Origin of the sequence: Shewanella oncorhynchi (assembly GCF_030848765.1) — a bacterium.
Taxonomy (GTDB): Bacteria; Pseudomonadota; Gammaproteobacteria; order Enterobacterales; family Shewanellaceae; genus Shewanella; species Shewanella oncorhynchi.
The window spans coordinates 2744475-2761759 of the sequence record NZ_CP132914.1 but is presented as its reverse complement, the minus strand read 5'-3'; the positions used below and the strand labels follow the sequence as shown (position 1 = coordinate 2761759).

Sequence of the window (17285 nt, the reverse complement as noted above, 5' to 3'; positions counted from 1 at the left end):
AGATGAATAGTGAAATAAATCGTCACGCCCAAGTGCTTAACTTAGGCGTGATTGCATCGAACTTACTTTTTCGCACTTAGCGAGTTTACACTGAGTGGCACTGGGTTAAGGCTGATAACCTAAATCGGGTTGGGTTGGTTTAGATTCTGCTGCGGTGCGAGCTAACACATCGCAACGTTCGTTTTCGGCGTGGCCAGCATGACCTTTAACCCATTGCCAGTCGATAGTGTGCATCTGTGAGGCTTTATCTAACCGTTTCCATAGGTCAACGTTTTTGACTGGGGTACGGTTTGATGTCATCCAACCTTTTTTCTTCCAGCCATGGATCCATGTCATTATGCCTTGGCGCATATATTGGCTGTCGCTGGTGAGCACGACTTGGCAAGGCTCTTTCAAGCTTTCTAACGCTATGATTGGGGCTAACAATTCCATGCGATTATTGGTCGTGAGCGCAAAACCGTCGGACATCTCCTTTGTATGGCCTTTATAATTCATTACAATGCCATAGCCGCCAGGACCGGGATTGCCTAAGCAAGAGCCGTCGGTGAAGATGTGGATCAGTTTTAGTTCAGTCATCAAATTGTTACCATAGCCGGGAATTTCGGCCGAGTATAACTAAAAATTGTCATAAGAAGCGCATAAAAACATGAATATTATCTCTAATGCTAGCCGTCAGGTTATTTTAGATACCGAAACCACAGGTATGAACCAAGGCAGCGGTGCCATCTATTTAGGCCATAGGATCATCGAGATAGGTTGTGTGGAAGTGGTGAACCGTCGTTTGACGGGGCGTTATTACCACCAATATATCAATCCAGGTCAAGCAATCGATCCCGAAGCCATCGCCGTTCACGGTATTACCGATGAGCGCGTGGCTAAAGAGCCGCGTTTCCATCAAATTGCTCAAGAGTTTATCAACTTTATCGACGGCGCTGAAATCGTCGCACATAACGCGAACTTCGACGTGAACTTCATGGATCATGAGTTTTCATTGTTGCAGCCACGTGGGCCGAAAACCGCTGATATTTGTCAGATCCTCGATACCTTAGAGATTGCTAAGTTTTTACATCCCGGCCAGAAAAACAACCTTGATGCCCTCTGTAAGCGTTATGGCGTGGATACCTCTCGCCGCGAGTACCACGGCGCTTTACTCGATGCCGAGATCCTCGCCGATGTTTATCTGATCATGACCGGCGGGCAGACAAAGTTTAATTTGTCTAACGAAGAAGCGGGGCAGGAAGCGGGGGGGATTCAACGTTTTGATCCACAATCACTTAATCTTAAAGTGATTGGCGCATCGGCCGATGAACTGACAATGCATGAACAACGCCTTGATTTAGTCGCAAAATCAGGTAAATGCCTCTGGAGAGGATAGAAGAATTACTATGCCTATGTCGCGCCATAAACCCATTTTAGCTTTTTGCCTTCTTGTCACTACGCTGTTATTAAGTGTGGCGAGTGTATTGGCCGCTGACCTAGATCCAGCCAAAAAAGTCGTCAAGCCACCTAAGGCTACGCCGATTGTAGGATTGGAGACGGCTTCCGAGCTTAAAAACCGTTTTCGTATTGATCATATGGTCGATAACATGACCTTATTAGTGGAGCGTGAATATGGCTCTGCGCCTGTGGTCATAGTGTTACCCGATGGCAGTAAATGGTACGCCAATCGTCATCCAGCAACCGTTAAGTGGGTTGATGGTATAACGGGCGATATTATTTACATTGAGTCACCACAGCCCGGACCTTGGCAGTTGGTGGGCAAGGTCGTCTCTGGTTCAACCCTTAAGAAGCTCTCAAAACTCGAAATCGAAGTCCAGCCTTTACCACAGCCAATCTTCCAAGGTGAACAAGTTAAAATTGTCGCGCAGTTAATGGGTGACGAGCAGCGTGTGCGTATGCCTGGGTTGGATTATTTAGTCGAATGGACGGCACATTTTGTGAGTAAACATAAGGCGGGCGATGAAAACTTTGCCGCGGGTGACATTATTGTTGGTTCCTATAAAGACAATGGTGAAGATTACGATGAAAAACCCGACGATGGTGTATTTACCAGCAATATCAATATAAAGCAGCCTTGGGGTGATTATGAGTTTGTCGTGCAGGCACGTAATAATGTGTTTGAACGGCAGGTTTCATTCCCGTTTAAATTGTCACCTCGGCCAATTAATCTAGAAGTTATTACCCCTGACGATCCGCTAACAGGGCAATGGAAAGTCATGTTACACGTGGATAAGACAGTGTTGCAGCTGGCTGAGACGCATTTTTCCTTTGAGTTAGTCGGTCCTGCTGGCTTGCAACTGCCTTTGGTTGTTAATGGTCTCACTGAGCCTGACTCTGAATTAGATTTACCTACAGTGACAGAGTTTGGTAGTTATCGAATTAAAGGTTTTGTGGCTACGACGACTGTCACTGGTCGTGAAATCGTGCTGGATTTACCTGAGCTTTTCTTTAACTTAATTGAACCACCAGAACCACCACCAAGTGCCGAAGAGTTGGCTGCTGTTGCTGCACAAAAAGCGGCAGAGGAAGAAGAGCTTGCGAAGAAAGATGCGATGTTCTGGATCATTACAGTCAACGCTATCTTATTAGTCTTAGGCGTGGTGGGATTAATTGTGTGGCGTAAGCGTCAAAGTTTGGCGCAGGCCTTAGCTGCCGCGGAGTTACGTTTATTGAATGAAGCATCTGCAAATCCACCCGCAGCGCCTTCATTAGATGAAATCGATCTCACTATGCCAGATGAGGCAGATAAAGACCGTTAGCCAAGCGTTGCTTAATGTGTTTGATTTATGACTTTGAACTGGAACGTTGCAGCGATATTTGAGATATAAATCAAGGTCTGCAATTGACTTGGCTTTTTTTTAATCAAATGATAAATCGAAGTAAAAAAACGGTTGACGCCTGCAGGGCTCAACCGTATTATTCTTCGCATCTTAAGCAGAGCCTTGATAAGTGTGTTGAATTATCGTTCTGTTTTAACATCAGCAGCATGTCACGCTGGGGTTAGTGGGTTTAATACCCGTAAGATACTTGGATATGGAAAAATTTGGAGCTGTAGTTCAGTTGGTTAGACTATAGTTTTAACATCAGCGGCCTGTCACGCTGGGGTTAGTGGGTTAGATACCCGTCAAATATTGGGATATGGAAGAATTTGGAGCGGTAGTTCAGTTGGTTAGAATACCGGCCTGTCACGCCGGGGGTCGCGGGTTCGAGTCCCGTCCGCTCCGCCAAAATTCATGAAGCCCATGCTATTAAATAGCATGGGCTTTTGATTTTGATCCATCTAATTTTCTCGTTTCTCTCTTCGTGACCGTGACTAACAAGTGACCATTTGGTGACCCAAACTCTCTTTTGACCGGAGGTCACTGCCTTTTCAGCTTGACCCCGTTGATATTACAATTTTAATACCAATTGCATTAATTAACTGGTCAGATTTGCCCACTGTCTAGTATGCACTTCTATCACTCTTACTTTCTTCTCGATGAAGGTGTTCCACACGATTGAACACTGCTCGATTCCCTAGGCTGCCACGACTTTACTTAAATAGTTGTTGAACAAAGCGATAAAGCTCAAGACTTATCACGCTTGCTAGGCGTTTATGTCTATCGTAATAGCCGACTTACTCACGCTCATTACTCGGTATAACAGTGCTATAGGGAACAGGTTGCATTGTTGTTTGATGAAACGGAATTTTACTTCATTTCTCTCGCAAAGAAGGCGCTTGCCTCGGCGTATCCCTTGGGTATTTTTAGTATTTCTTTCTCCATGTGTAATTATTTGTTTTCTCAACGCAATCGCTTCAGCTCACCACGTTCAGATTCTTCTAAGGTGAAACCTTGTTGCAGGGCTTCGTGTTTTTCCTTCCAGTTGTAAAGCAGAATAGTGCTAACCCCAAGAGATTTTGCTGCATCTGCAATGCTATAACCTTGCTCTAGCTGCATCAAGACACCTTCATCTTTAATAACTCTTATGTAATTTTTTCAGACTCATATCGATCTCTTAATTTATTAACCATACTGTCTTAAAATTAAGTGTCCGATGGAATTAGACCTGAACATAATTAGATTAACGCTCCTTAGTAGCATCTGACTAGGCATGCTATTTGGGGTCTCTCACATCCTATTTGGTTATGTGGGCTAAAATAATATATAGATCACTAATTTATAACGAAGATAAAACGAGTCATTGACAAAAAAAAGGGAGACGCTGTAGATTTAGAAGTATAACTTTCTCGGTTAAAGAAGATTTACTGACGTTGATATCATAAACAGTGCTAGAGGCTGATATTTATCATCCCTAGTATCTACTTTTTAAGGAATTGTTATGCGTAAAAAATTCGCACTTAAATGGACAATTATTTATACCGCACTGGCAACAAACTTTGTAGCTTCGTCAATGGCACAAGCTTGTACGTCTTTGTTGTATACCGATGCTAACGGTGCACCTTATGCGGGCAGGACTATGGAACTACCTGTGCAACTGGACTATAAGGTTGCCTTTTTCCCTAAAGGTTCGAGTTTCTCTTCCCGCTCCGATAAGCATGTAGCACTAGATTACAAAGCAAAACATTCTTTTGTGTCGATCACTATGCCTGACCCTATTTCTAAAGATCTCAAGGTGGTAGAGGGGCTTAACGATCAGGGGCTTAGTTTCAGTGTGTTGGCTTTCGCAAGCACTCAGGGCCCTGCCGATATGTCGAATAAGACTCAGAAGATACTGTCGGCTATAGATCTAGGCAGTTGGGTTTTGTCTCAGTTCAAGACGGTGGGCGAGGTAAAGGTTGCATTGCAGAAACAGCCAGTGTTAGTTACCGCATTGCTGCCACTCGGGCTGATGAAAACACCATTTCACTATACATTACACGATGTCAATGGTGATTCCATTGTCATTGAGTTTTCCAATGGACAACAGCATATTTACGATAATCCGCTGGGAGTGATGACCAATGGACCGGAGTTTCCTTGGCATTTAACTAATCTCAACAACTATACATTCCTGAGTAATATAGATAATTCTAAGTTGAAGCTCGGTGGTATTGAGTTCATGCAGCCGGACTCAGGTATAGCGACCTCAGGACTGCCTTCATCAAATACTTCGGTTGGTCGCTTTGTTCGTGCAGTTTTTTACTCTCAATTTACAGAAAAAGCTGATACACCTGATAACGCTGTCACAACATTAGCACATATTATGAACAATTTCGATCGTCCACGAGGTATCACTATTGACAGTCGTGCATCAGAAGCGTTGCAGGATAAGATTGCTCCAGGAGTCAACGGCCATTCTATGTATACATCTGAATACACGACTTGGACTGCTTTATCAGACCTCAAGCGTTTGCGGTTGTACGTCCGTCTTTACAATAGTTTGAACTATGTGACCTTTGACCTACACAATTTGCGGAATCAGTCTAGCCCAGCGGTTGTACCTCTGAGTCAGTTTAATGGAGAGATATTAAATGGTACCCAAGTGCTTACGTCAACATATTGAGGGCTTCGCTGATGAGTCCATCAATACCATTCTATGGGGCCTACTTTCCATTCTGGCTAGTATGTGCCTTGGTTGGGATACTTGGTTCTGTCTTGATTCGAATACTTCTGATCCGCTTGGGAATCGATGAAAGTGTACCATTACGGACAATTGTATACATAGCGTTTGCCTGCTTGATCGCTTTTACTCTTTCTGCAACTATTTTGGGAACCTAGAGTATGGCCAATTCTGCCTATGTTCGCAGGTACAATGCTGTCGGCATCGTACTAGCGGTAGTAATAATCAGTGGTGCGGTAGTTTCGTTATGGCATTACACTAAGCTTGCCAAGGAAACACTTCTTTCCGAAGACGCTATATTGACTGCAGGTGTTGTGAATGTAGCAGCAATGGTAGCTGGTCGAGTTGTGAAGATCGCAGTAGCCGACAACCAGCGAGTTGCCAAGGGGGATTTACTGTTTGAGCTCGATCCCGAACCTTATGAACTCGTTGTGGAGCAAACACGCGCTGATCTGAAGTTAGCAGAGGCGTTGCGCGATGCGCAGAGTCGAACGATTACTGCGGAGCTGTCCAATGCCGCTATTGCTACCGAGCAGGTCAGGCGTGCTCGTACTAATCTGTCCCTCGCAGAAGTCGCGCTTGCAAGGATTCAGCCTTTAGCCGCTAAGGGCTATGTTACTGCTCAGCAGTTTGATGATGCGCGTACTGTCCAGGATGATGCCCAAACCAGCCTTGAACAAGCTTTGCATCAGTCTGCTGCTGCTGATGCTCTGATCACTACGCTTGACGAATCGGAAGCTCTAGTCTCTGCACGGCGTGCAGCCGTGGCTATTGCCAAACACGAGTTGGCGGCGACTCAGGTGCGATCTCCTCATGATGGACTGGTGGTTGGGCTTACTGTCTCTACGGGTGAGGTTGTTGCTCCAGGACAGTCCCTGTTTACGCTTATTGATACCCAAAACTGGTATGCTTCTGCAACCTTTCCCGAAACGGAACTGGCTAATATAGCGGTCGGTGACTGCGCGCAGGTCTATGTGCTGGCTGATAGTTCAAACTCACTCGTCGGTCATGTCGAAAGTATCGGTTGGGGGGTCATATCCGAAGAGCTGATCAACTTACCTCGAAATGTCCCATATGTGCCTAAGTCACTTAACTGGGTTCGCATTGTGCAACGTTTCCCTGTGCGGATAAAGTTGGATAACCCTCCACCATCATTGATGCGAGTGGGAGCATCGGCAGTCACTGTAATAAAGCATAACGAAGGTTGCAAAAAAAGTGTGGCAGAGTAACCAGTTCGAGGCGACTAAGTCGCTATGGCGCAACTTGGTTGAGGATTTAAAGCCGGTACCTGGCCGAGCGGCTTTGACTTGGCGGATCGCATTACTGTGTGCATTAGTGACTGTTGTAGGTATGGTTTTTGAGATTCCAGAAGCGGCGATCAGCTGTTATTTGGTGATCTTTCTCATGAAGCCTGACGCAGTGGTGAATATTGGCACTGGTATTGGTTTTCTGGTGCTATTGCCGGGACTTATCGCTTTCCTAGTGTGGATCATTAATCTGACTAATGGTTCAACGATGCACATTATGGGGGGCATCTGTATTACCTCCGTTTTGCTGGTTTATATCGGTGCAGCGACACAACTTGGCGAGCAGGGCAGTGTGGCTGCGTTAATTGTTGCATTTTTACTCACATTGATTGTCAAGGCGCCATTTGGCGAGGCTGCTAGCTTTGCGTTGCGTGAAGCTTGGGCGATGGCTGCCATGCCGATGGTGTTGATGATCGTTTTCAATTTGCTACTTGGCTTTTCTCCCGTGACACTTTTACGCGATAAGCTGCACGCTCGCCTCGTTGCAACCATAGCAGCTTTGAGAGAGGGGGATTCGGCATTGTTACGCGAGTCTCTTCATGAGGGAAACGCATCTTTTGACGCACAGGTGCTCATCGTCAGAGTGTTACGACTCGTGCCATACACAAGTGTACGGCAGATAGCTACTGATATCCGAGCCAGTTTCGCGTTGATGGTTGCAGTATCGGCTCTGCCAACTGCTCTCCAAAGAAGTCGTCGTGTAACGCTCGCGGATGAGATCAGTGCTGTTCATGATTCACTTGCCAGAGGACTGGCACCCAAACGTCCGTCCATGACTGTTCAAGATCTGCCTGCAGATGCGGATCCCGCAGAGATAGAAGCTTGGAGTATGCTCTACTTGCTAGCTGGAGAACCCGAAGCAGAAGTGGTTCCTAGGCCTAAACCTCCCTTCGTTGCGCCGGATGCGCTGAGCAATCCTGCTTATAAACGTTTTGCGCTTAAAACAACCCTAGCAGCGATGATTTGCTTTTTGATCTACACTGCGATTGACTGGCAAGGCATCCATACGGCTATGATCACTTGCTATGTTGCTGCGCTTGCTACCACGGCGGAGACAATACATAAGCTCGCATTACGGATTATTGGATGTTTAGTTGGGGCTGCAATTGGCATTGGGTCTATCTTCTGGATTATACCCCATATTGATGATATAGGCTCGTTGATGGTTCTGGTCTTCTTTGGCTGTCTTGTTGGTGCTTGGATATCGACAGGGTCAGAGCGCATCTCCTACGCTGGTGTGCAGGTTGCACTCGCCTTCTTGTTGACGGTATTACAAGGCTTTGGCCCGAGTCTTAGCCTGGAAACGGCACAGGGACGGATCTTTGGCATACTGCTAGGTAATATTGTCGTCTACCTGGTTTTCACGCGACTATGGCCAGTGCCTTTGGAAGGGGAAGTACGAACATTGCTTGCGCGAGCATTATCGGAATTAGCTTGCATAGCCAAGCTTGAGCCTAAGCGTCGAGTTTGTGCCATAGATAGTGTTGCTGCGGTTGAGTCCATTGCTGGCAAGTGTGATGAAGCATTGGATCTGTTGCCGTTCGAACCATGTTGTTTGCGGCCGTCGTTAGAACGTGAATCGACGCTCAAAGATGCAGTCAGCGAAATCAAGGTGCTCAACCGTGCAATTTGGTTGAGCCGTGAAGTTGATCTTGGACTGATGGCTGAGCAACTAGAACTGCTTGCGCAACGATTTCAAAGGATAGGTAGAGAGCCTAATAAGGTGAGTAACTGCCTACCTGAATTGGGAGATCGGCTTGATAATTCAAACTTAATTGGTGTCCCATCAATCCATTCACTTGATCGAATTATAAGAGCTGCGTTATGACGGACCAACATTCTCAACTAAGTTTTGCGGGCTCCTCTATCCTCATATTAGCTTCGGTGCTGTTGTTAGTTGGTTGTGCTTCTAATGCAGCTAATATGGCTTCCTCATCCCCAGACCGACCTTGGATGCCGCGCAGCGATGAGGAGACCCGTCTATGGAGCTTAACTCGTCCTGAGCAGCGAACATATACGGACGATATTCAGAACTTTACTGTTCCTGCGAATCTTGAGCGCGCAAAAATCGTGCAGAACGTGAAAGTTGATGTCGATCGAAGCTATGGTCTTGCTGAGCTGATCGATCTTGCACAACGTACAAACCCGAATACTAGAGCTGCATGGCAACGTGCCAGGCAAGCAGCGATGGCCGTTGGTATGGTGGAGGCAAGTTATTTGCCCATCATTACCGCGAGTGTGGTTGCGGGGTCTCAAACGTTGTCAGTACCATTGCCAGATAACCTTGAGAATACCAATTTAGATAACACTGAAAAGGGAACTGCGCAAATCATCTCGCTTCAGTGGCTGTTGTTTGACTTTGGTCAGCGAGAGTCGCTTATCAAAGAGAGTAAACATGTGGCAATTGCTGCAAACATTCTGTTCAATGGCGCTCATCAAGAGGTGATCTTTGAAGTCTCCCATGCCTATTATGCTTATGGAGCAGCGATGCAACGAACAGTTTTTGCTGCGAAAGCATTTCATAACGCTGAAATAATTCAGACCGCTGTTGAAGCGCGTGCTGCTCAAGGGCTCTCGACCAGCATGGAAGCAGCTCAAGCGCGTCAAGCTGTGGCTCAAGCCGAACTTCGCCGGGTTCAAGCCGCTGGTGATGAGCGTGTTGCCTACCAGAATCTCCTCGCTGCTGTGGGTGTGAATGCTGAACTTAAGGTTGATGCTCAGCGCGTGGCGCAGCAGGCGCTACCTGCACCATACGCCCCATCTCTTGAGGCATCTATTCAGCAAGCGCTTTCACGACGTCCAGATGTAGCGGCAAGCTATGCAGCGCTACAGGCTAGCAAGGCTGGTATTGAGGCTGCTCAAGCCGGTTACTTACCTAAGGTATACCTTGGCGGTAACATTAGTTGGGGTTCTGGTGACTTTGACGTGTCCGGCCTACCTTCTATTGGCCAACAGGGGACGGGTAGTGGTGTGCTTTTGGGGATCACCGTGCCAATCTATGATGGTGGATTACGAGACGCACTTGTCAGAGATGCCAAGTCCAAATCTGAAATGGCCGCTGATGATTTCCATCGGGTGCAAACCGCAGCAGTTACCGAAATTGTAGTGGCATACAATGCATTAAGGACCTCGCTGGAATCGTATCAAGCAGCCACTGCACTTGTCGCTGCCGTTTCAACAACCTATGAAGCCGCCTTGGCAGCTTATCGTAATGGTGTTGGCACTGTTGATGCTGTGACATCGGCAGACCTTGCTCTGCTCGACGCCCGGCAGGTTCAGGGAGATGCCCACACAGCCGCGCTTACCAGCTCCGTCAACCTTGCCTTCGTGGTCGGTTCGTTGACCTCACATAAGTACCTTCCTTGATTAGTATTGTATACTCCTGAAAATAGTAGAGCTCAAGAAAGACATTTTCTAGCTTGTACTAACGGCCTCAGCAAGAGACATATTGCTTCTCTGAATCAAAAGTTCTTTATGGCAGAATTAAAAGGGGTAAGCCGATAAGGCAAGCATTTTAATACAGCGTAGTAGTACTAGATTTACTATAGTCGACATGGGCGATAAACACTCCGTGGTGATAAAGTCATTAGCTGTTATTGGTGTACGTTAAATACTCAGACGGCAATTATCCTTTCAACTTTATAGCATAAAAGGTAGAATTTTCGAACATTAACCACAGAATACTCTGCATTAAAAAATTTACCGGCATATTATCGCAATTAATAGGCAAGTTGAAGTCAGACTCCTGTTCGAGAACTGTATGTATTGTGAACACAGTATGGTTTTATAAATGGCGTTTTAAATTCAAAGGGGGGATGCGCCGTTGGTGGTTCGGGTTAGTGAGGTGATTAGAATTTAAAATTCTCTGGGCTAAAATAACCGAGAGCACAATGCCTTCTGGTCTTTTTGCAATCAACCTCAATGTATTCAAAAATGTATTAGTACACTGTTTTATGACCCATAATTGGCTTGTCTTGAAGTTCAATGAGTGGAAGAAGCTTCTTCCACTGGAACTATCCCAGCAGGTCACTGGTTTGTACTTTTTTAGTGAATACCTTACAAACAAACCTTCTTATTATTTTCTATATCCTAGGTGGTCAAGTAAACAGAGATACTTCTTGCGGGAACGTGTCATGTTGCCGCAAGAGTACTTAACGAGATAATATTTAATTATGACTAAAGCCTTCTCCGTCTAAGTCATCTAATGATTTATGGACTGGATATTTTTCAAAGTACTCTAAACAACGCTGCATATCTTCTAGTAATAAGCTTGCAAGATCGATACTAACTCCGTGACGAACTAGAATACGTTGTACAATCAAGTCCTCTCGATTGCTTGGCATTGAATAAGCTGGTACCTGCCATCCACGGCTACGTAAACGGTCTGCTAAATCATATAGCGAAAATTTATGATTTTTACCTTCTTTTAACTTCCAACTGATTGCTGGAATACCAGTGAAGGGATCACCATCAAACAGCAGTTCGAATGGACCTAAGGCTTCAATTGACTTTGCTAGAAATTGTGCGGTCTTATAGCAAGCATTTTGAACTCTAGTATAACCTTCCCGGCCTAATCGCAAGAAATTATAATACTGAGCAATGATCTGCCCACCAGGACGGGAAAAATTTAGCGCAAATGTAGGCATATTTCCGCCTAAATAATTCACATTAAAAATTAACTCTTGTGGTAAGTCACTTGCATCGCGCCATATGATCCAACCCACACCTAATGGTGCTAAGCCAAATTTGTGACCAGAGGTATTAATGGATTTGACTCTAGGTAATCTAAAGTCCCACTCTAATTTAGGTGCGCAGAAGGGAGCAAGAAAACCTCCACTAGCTGCATCTACATGGATTGGTATATTTAAACCTGATTCTGCTTCTAATTTATCGAGCGCATCGCTAATTTCTTTTACCGGCTCATAGTTACAGGTAAAAGTAACACCTAAGGTTGGCACTACACCGATAGTGTTTTCGTCCACGTACTTCAAGACTTCCTCTGATGTAAGCGTTAGACGTTCACCTTCCATTGGTACCTCTCGTATTTCCACATCGAAATAGCGAGCGAACTTATGCCAACATATTTGCACAGGTCCACATACTAGATTGGGCTTATCAGTGGGTTTCCCTGCTGCAGTTTGACGTTTACGCCAAGCCCATTTTAGTGCTAATCCACCGAGCATCGCAGCTTCTGATGAGCCAGTTGTAGAGCAACCTAAAGTGGTTGTGGCTTGTGGAGAATGCCACAAATCGGCAATAATATGCACACAGCGGCTTTCTATTTCTGCAGTTTGTGGATATTCATCTTTATCGATCATATTTTTATCGATTGATTCGTCCATTAAATGACGGACTTCATCTTCAACCCATGTTTGACAAAAAGTCGCTAAATTTTGTCTAGAGTTACCATCTAACATTAGTTCATCACGAACTACGTTATATGCATGTTTTGAGGACTGTTCTTCTGTTGGAATTTTATATTTTGGTAACACCAGACTAAGATCATCTGATGCATATGTATCATCTAGGAACTGTTGTCTTAAATGGTTTTTTTTATGTAATGGCATTCATTTTCTCCTAATATAAAGTGTTTCCTATTGATAAAAATTTCATTCTATTTTTATAAATTTAAACCTGAATATTATTTGTAACTTATTTAAGTGTAAGTATCAAAAGACATTTATACTTATGTGAGCAGTAGAATTATGACCATCCCCCATAAAGTAAGCAGAGTATTACTAATAGCATAAGGAACAGTATAACCTAGCATAGGCACATTACTTTTGCTTGCCTCTGCAACCATAGCTACTGAGGCTGTACTTGTTCTAGCCCCCCCACAACAACCTAGATTAATGGCTGGATCAAAGCGGAAGATATATTTGCCTATTAGTGGTGCTAATATCATGGGAATAGCCGTTGCTAATAGTCCCCAGAAGAAAAGAGCAACTCCGACTTTCTGCACTCCACTAATAAAAGTAGGTCCGGCACTAATACCTACTACGGCGATAAAAATATTTAAACCTACTGAATTCATAAACCATAAGGTTGCACTAGGTACGCTGCCAAGGTTAGGTTTGAAACTTCTTAGCCAACCAAAGATCAATCCAGAGATTAAGGCTCCACCTGAAGTAGAAAGAGTAAGAGGAATTCCATGGATAGGGACGGTAATGGATCCAATAATGCCACCCAAAACAATACCTGCACCTACAAATACCATGTTTGTAATACTGGTCGGACGGTCAGCAAATCCTAATTCTTTAATTATAGAATCTACATGTTTTTTACTACCACTCAGACTAACAATATCGCCTCTGTGTAGCTCCGTCTGAGCTTTCACTGGTATATCGACCGCTAAAGAACCTCGACGAATGCGATTGATATAAACGCCTCGGGCCTGAGGAACATGTGTAAGTTCGAGCAGGGTCTTATTATTGGCATGCTTACTGGTGATGATTACGTCGACGGACTCAATTGGGATCTGCAGTAACTCTTGGTCTGCTATCTCTTCAGCTTTATTAGACCATTCCACTAGTGTCTCATTTCGCCCAGACACGGCCACTATATCGCCAACTTTTAAAATAGTATCACCATTAAAATCAATTATTTTTCCATTACGACGCAGATTTTCTAAAAATATACGACCATCAGCATAATTTTCTGCTTCTGACACCGTTTTGTCAGCAATAAAGTGTGGTGTCTTAAGTTGGTATGCTCTATATACATACTGATACCAAGCTGACTCTATGCCACCTTCAGGTTCTCCTGAGGACATCTCCTTTTCATAGCGAGCACACTCTTTTACTAAATCAACACGCAATAATTTGGGACCTAAAAAAGCAATAATCCAACCGGTTCCGACCGTACCAAATAAATAGGTTATAGCATAAGCAACTGGGATATCATCCAGCTGCGCCTTAGCTGCCTCTGTACTGAGCCCTGATTGGTTTATTGCATTCGTAGCTAAACCAATAGAAGCTGAAATAGTTTGTGTGCCGGCAAGAAGGCCAGCAGACAAGCCAGGGCCATAGTCTGCGATTATGGCAATTACATATGTACTCGCTAGACAGAGTCCTGAGATAACCACTGCAAAGAGAGCCTGTGGTAAGCCGTTGTTAGCTAGGCCGCGGACAAACTGAGGGCCGACGCCAAAACCTACTGCGAACAAGAACATTATAAAAAATATCGATTTTATCTGCGATGATATATCAATGTTCAATTGCCCAATAATGACGCCTACTAATAATGTTCCTGTAACAGTGCCTAAACTAAAGCTACCAAATTTTAAATTACCTATCCAATAGCCAATAGCAAGCGATAAAAATATTGCTAACTCAGGTGAGTTACGTAGTGTGCTTACTAACCAATTCCATAGCTCCATATTCTCTCCTTTGTAGATTTTGATGAACTTGCATATGTCTCTATCAATTGGATACTTATACCAACACCCAATTAACAATGATTCATAAAGATTACTAAATATATGTTTTTACAACATAAGTGTTTTCTGACGCTCTTAGATTTAACTAGCAGTTAGATTGCCACTTTTTGTGTATTATTATTTAAATCAGGAAACCATTTCTTACCTGAAATAAATGGTGAAAAGCTCAGTTTTTAGTTTGCATAGCCTGGGTTCCCTCACTAATGTTAGCCGGAATTTTTTAATTCGATTGATTTCGAACTTTTTTGTTCTCCTTTCGAAAATTCAATGGCTAGCGAACTACCACTAGTATCGTGCAGCGCATAATGAAAGGGGGGATTGAGAATACCTAATGGTAATAATGCCGTGACTAATACAGGTTGCTCTTCAAGTGCCGTTTTAACCTCTGCAACAGTTTTAAATTGAGATAAAGTCCAGGCACCAAGATCTATAGCTGCCAGAACTTTTTGCGTTTTCGCGACCATGTCTTTAGGTCCTTGAGTACTGGTAAAAGCTAGTACGCTAAAACTGAGGCCTTGATCATTTAACCCTTCAACTACTTTCAAACTCTTGTTAATTGGATCTGGAATTGTTAAAGAAATAAAGCTGAACTTCGCTTGAAATGATAGCGTGGAATGATTATTAGTCTTCGAGTTAAAAAAATTTCCATTAGGGATATAGGTGACTTCATAAGGTAGCTCCATTGTTCTGCCTGCATAAGGAGCACCGTTGGCATCTCTGTAAAGTAACGAAGTGCAAGAATCAGCGAAATTCGGGAGCCAAATAGCAATCGTCGCTATACCCGTGACGAGAACTCGTTTCAAGACTAGAAAATGGTTCATTCTAACATCCTTATTTAAAGTACTGGTGATTGCATAAGGTGTTGATTTTAATTAAGTACTCATCTGTTTCACTAAAGATCTTTGAAACATGAATCTTGTTCTATAAAATTATGCTTACCATAGTTATATAAATAGGTTTTAAAAATGTAAAGTTTTTGGTGTAAAAGTGTGACTTGGTTTGTGTGATGTAAATAGAAGAATTTCGGAAAAGCAAAATTCAATTTTTACAGATGTCATGTGCTTCTTGAAATCCTCACATAAGTAATTAATTTAAAAGACTTACTTAGATGCTTGTTTAAAAATTCGGCATTAGATCTTCATTGTTATTGAAGGCATCTATGAGTTAAAGACCTGTCGCTTATAATATAATCCATAGGTTGATGGTGACGTATATGTCTGAGATAGCATTGGACTTCATTGAGAAAAAAATCAGAAGAATCCCTGTGCAAATTTTTGGATTCCAAGTTCAACAAACAATAGCCAGTGTTACAAATCATCTTGCAACTTGAGAGCTGCTTGAAGGAGGCTCGCTTTTGTCATCAGAGATTCGTCTGTATCAGTATCATCACAAGGCTTTGTTTCCTAAATCAGTTCAGTGAACAGAATTTTCAGAACTATTTAAATATTAAACGATATCCGGAGTTTCAGGCATATCTAGCCCTGTAAACTTGTTCAGGGCCTTTATCATGGCTTAAGTTTCTCCCACCTGAGGGTTATAATTTCGCATACTCAACGTACCACCTAGTAGTTGCTTGATCCTGTACATAGCGGTTTCTGAGATTGACCTGCGATGATAACCGTACAGTTTCTTCCATTGCTTATTTGAGTCATTAAGCTTTTTGTAAATTTGTAAACTGGCCGCTAGATTACGGGGATGCCTTTATTCCCATAACGCTGCGCCTTCCCGAGATGGAATGAGCACTAAGGCCCGTTTTCGGTGAACAGCTTTGTGACGTTGCATATCCACAGTGATATGCAGCTTACACCAGACTCGGTGCTTTCCCTCCGTGCCATGCTTCTTCACCTCACATTCACATTCGCCATAAACTTTCAAGCCAGTAGAATCGATAGCCAAGTGCTCTATGGTGCTTCGGGTTTTGGTTTTGAAGGGAATATCGACAGTTTTAGCTCGCTTACTGATGCAAGTGTAATGCTGGCAAGATAACGGGATGTCACTTAGTTTATACACTGAATTGATAAAGTTCTGTAGAGCTTGCAGTGGCATAGAGAAAATACGCTTCAGAAGGTGAGTGAACCGCGGTTGATTAGGGTTTGGTTGTATTGGTTCCAATTAGTCGTTTTATCGCGAGGTTTCGGCATGGTTGATGGGAAGTTGATAAACGATGCCGATCAGATCAGCCGTTACCGCTTTAGTTCAATCGATTTAAGAAACAAGACCTCATGACAATGTAACTTTTACTTTCTCTAATATCCTATACTTGCATCTATATTGTTTGTATATGGTTTTTCTTAAAGGATCGATACCCGTTTCCCGAGTTTTGAATGTTGAGCAATATCAGGTTACCAGAATAAACTCTTCCCTCGATTTTGTTCCATCCAGTATGAAATTGAACTTTATTACATTGCCAGACTTACTAATTTATTAAGAGTTTTTGGAGCATCTGGTGAAGCTGGTGTTTTCGTTTGTGGTGAACAACGATTAACCTGTGCTTCATGTCGCATGCATGTTTGCTAATTAATGCTCGTCATTGGTCAAACAAAATCCTAATGTTAAAGCTTTATATTATTTATCCTATTAATTGTTCTATAATCCTGGTCCGTTCATTTAAGACCTTTTTAAAAAGTTGAGAGAAATGAAACAACGAACCAAAGTAAAAGCGAACATTTTTAAGGCTCTGGGTCACCCAACTCGCCTATGGATTGTTGAACAACTTGCAGATGGTGAAAAGTGCGTTTGTGAGTTTGTTGAAGCGGCAGATGTTGATTTTTCAACGATCTCTAAACATCTGTCTGTACTGCGTAATGTTGGAATTGTGGATATGGAGAAAAGAGGTAAGCAGATATTTTATCATCTAACAATCCCTTGTCTGCTTAATTCACTCAATTGCATTGATACATTGTTGAATAATCAAATTCAGAAGCAGATCGCATTAATGGACTGATTTTGACTTTATCATTTGGTCAAATGGCGTAATGACAAAATATTTTATAATTGCC

12 protein-coding genes, 1 tRNA gene and 3 pseudogenes are annotated in these 17285 nt (G+C 43.3%); 9 read left to right on the top strand and 7 right to left on the bottom strand.

The window, feature by feature from the left end; translation table 11 throughout:
• Positions 1-105: 105 nt before the first annotated feature.
• Positions 106-576, bottom strand: coding sequence for a ribonuclease HI (rnhA, locus tag RA178_RS12455; RefSeq protein WP_006081489.1), 471 nt, complete (start codon positions 574-576; stop codon positions 106-108).
• Positions 577-646: 70 nt separating this feature from the next.
• On the opposite strand from rnhA, the gene dnaQ reads away from it, so the two are divergent.
• From dnaQ to RA178_RS12440, 3 genes are all read left to right on the top strand, one after another.
• Positions 647-1375, top strand: a complete 729-nt coding sequence (dnaQ, locus tag RA178_RS12450; RefSeq protein WP_173496648.1) for a DNA polymerase III subunit epsilon — start codon at positions 647-649, stop codon at positions 1373-1375.
• A 10-nt stretch (positions 1376-1385) separates the two neighbouring features.
• A complete protein-coding gene (locus tag RA178_RS12445; protein ID WP_286994734.1) occupies positions 1386-2759 on the top strand; it encodes a TIGR03503 family protein in 1374 nt (457 codons plus the stop codon).
• 391 nt (positions 2760-3150) lie between these two features.
• Positions 3151-3227 (top strand) — tRNA-Asp (locus tag RA178_RS12440).
• 308 nt (positions 3228-3535) lie between these two features.
• On the opposite strand, the pseudogene RA178_RS12435 reads toward RA178_RS12440, so the two are convergent.
• Positions 3536-3987 (bottom strand): annotated as a pseudogene (locus RA178_RS12435) (transposase); the annotation flags it as partial.
• Between the two features lie 333 nt (positions 3988-4320).
• Here RA178_RS12435 and RA178_RS12430 point away from each other — a divergent pair.
• The 5 genes from RA178_RS12430 to RA178_RS12415 are packed head-to-tail and all read left to right on the top strand — an operon-like array spanning position 4321 to position 10214.
• Complete coding sequence (locus tag RA178_RS12430) at positions 4321-5484, top strand: linear amide C-N hydrolase (RefSeq protein WP_306682050.1); 1164 nt, start codon at positions 4321-4323, stop codon at positions 5482-5484.
• 11 nt (positions 5485-5495) lie between these two features.
• Positions 5496-5699 (top strand): YtcA family lipoprotein, encoded by a 204-nt coding sequence (locus tag RA178_RS22155; protein WP_371134913.1) that lies wholly within the window; start codon positions 5496-5498, stop codon positions 5697-5699.
• A 3-nt stretch (positions 5700-5702) separates the two neighbouring features.
• The gene (gene mdtN, locus RA178_RS12425; protein ID WP_306682049.1) at positions 5703-6770 is read left to right on the top strand and encodes a multidrug transporter subunit MdtN; all 1068 of its coding nucleotides are present in this window, start codon (positions 5703-5705) and stop codon (positions 6768-6770) included.
• Positions 6757-8676 carry an FUSC family protein gene (locus tag RA178_RS12420; protein WP_306682048.1) on the top strand — a complete coding sequence of 640 codons (1920 nt, stop codon included), beginning with the start codon at positions 6757-6759 and terminating at the stop codon, positions 8674-8676. Before mdtN ends, RA178_RS12420 begins: the two co-directional genes overlap by 14 nt.
• Positions 8673-10214, top strand: coding sequence for a TolC family protein (locus RA178_RS12415; RefSeq protein WP_306682047.1), 1542 nt, complete (start codon positions 8673-8675; stop codon positions 10212-10214). Before RA178_RS12420 ends, RA178_RS12415 begins: the two co-directional genes overlap by 4 nt.
• Positions 10215-10696: 482 nt before the next feature.
• Here RA178_RS12415 and RA178_RS12410 read toward each other — a convergent pair.
• The 5 genes and pseudogenes from RA178_RS12410 to RA178_RS12390 all read right to left on the bottom strand — a co-directional run.
• Positions 10697-10872, bottom strand: a pseudogene (locus tag RA178_RS12410) (IS3 family transposase); the annotation flags it as partial.
• A 142-nt stretch (positions 10873-11014) separates the two neighbouring features.
• On the bottom strand, positions 11015-12415 hold the full coding sequence (gene gad, locus RA178_RS12405) for a glutamate decarboxylase (RefSeq protein ID WP_306682046.1): 1401 nt from the start codon (positions 12413-12415) through the stop codon (positions 11015-11017).
• Between the two features lie 119 nt (positions 12416-12534).
• Entirely contained in the window at positions 12535-14226 is a 1692-nt protein-coding gene (gene aspT / locus RA178_RS12400) for an aspartate-alanine antiporter (protein ID WP_306682045.1), read from the bottom strand.
• Positions 14227-14492: 266 nt separating this feature from the next.
• Positions 14493-15107: a linear amide C-N hydrolase gene (locus RA178_RS12395; protein WP_306682044.1), complete on the bottom strand. Its 615-nt coding sequence runs from the start codon at positions 15105-15107 to the stop codon at positions 14493-14495.
• A 625-nt stretch (positions 15108-15732) separates the two neighbouring features.
• Positions 15733-16427, bottom strand: a pseudogene (locus tag RA178_RS12390) (transposase).
• 494 nt (positions 16428-16921) lie between these two features.
• On the opposite strand from RA178_RS12390, the gene RA178_RS12385 reads away from it, so the two are divergent.
• Positions 16922-17230, top strand: a complete 309-nt coding sequence (locus RA178_RS12385) for an ArsR/SmtB family transcription factor (RefSeq protein ID WP_306682043.1) — start codon at positions 16922-16924, stop codon at positions 17228-17230.
• The last annotated feature ends 55 nt before the right edge of the window (positions 17231-17285 follow it).

What these genes read in the sequence shown, in the direction of transcription:
- RA178_RS12430 (WP_306682050.1), top strand. Translation starts at nt 4,321, where the DNA reads ATGCGTAAAAAATTCGCACTTAAATGGACAATTATTTATACCGCACTG.
- RA178_RS22155 (WP_371134913.1), top strand. Translation starts at nt 5,496, where the DNA reads ATGAGTCCATCAATACCATTCTATGGGGCCTACTTTCCATTCTGGCTA.
- mdtN (WP_306682049.1), top strand. Translation starts at nt 5,703, where the DNA reads ATGGCCAATTCTGCCTATGTTCGCAGGTACAATGCTGTCGGCATCGTA.
- rnhA (WP_006081489.1), bottom strand. Translation starts at nt 576, where the DNA reads ATGACTGAACTAAAACTGATCCACATCTTCACCGACGGCTCTTGCTTA.
- RA178_RS12415 (WP_306682047.1), top strand. Translation starts at nt 8,673, where the DNA reads ATGACGGACCAACATTCTCAACTAAGTTTTGCGGGCTCCTCTATCCTC.
- dnaQ (WP_173496648.1), top strand. Translation starts at nt 647, where the DNA reads ATGAATATTATCTCTAATGCTAGCCGTCAGGTTATTTTAGATACCGAA.
- RA178_RS12395 (WP_306682044.1), bottom strand. Translation starts at nt 15,107, where the DNA reads ATGAACCATTTTCTAGTCTTGAAACGAGTTCTCGTCACGGGTATAGCG.
- RA178_RS12385 (WP_306682043.1), top strand. Translation starts at nt 16,922, where the DNA reads ATGAAACAACGAACCAAAGTAAAAGCGAACATTTTTAAGGCTCTGGGT.
- aspT (WP_306682045.1), bottom strand. Translation starts at nt 14,226, where the DNA reads ATGGAGCTATGGAATTGGTTAGTAAGCACACTACGTAACTCACCTGAG.
- gad (WP_306682046.1), bottom strand. Translation starts at nt 12,415, where the DNA reads ATGCCATTACATAAAAAAAACCATTTAAGACAACAGTTCCTAGATGAT.
- RA178_RS12445 (WP_286994734.1), top strand. Translation starts at nt 1,386, where the DNA reads ATGCCTATGTCGCGCCATAAACCCATTTTAGCTTTTTGCCTTCTTGTC.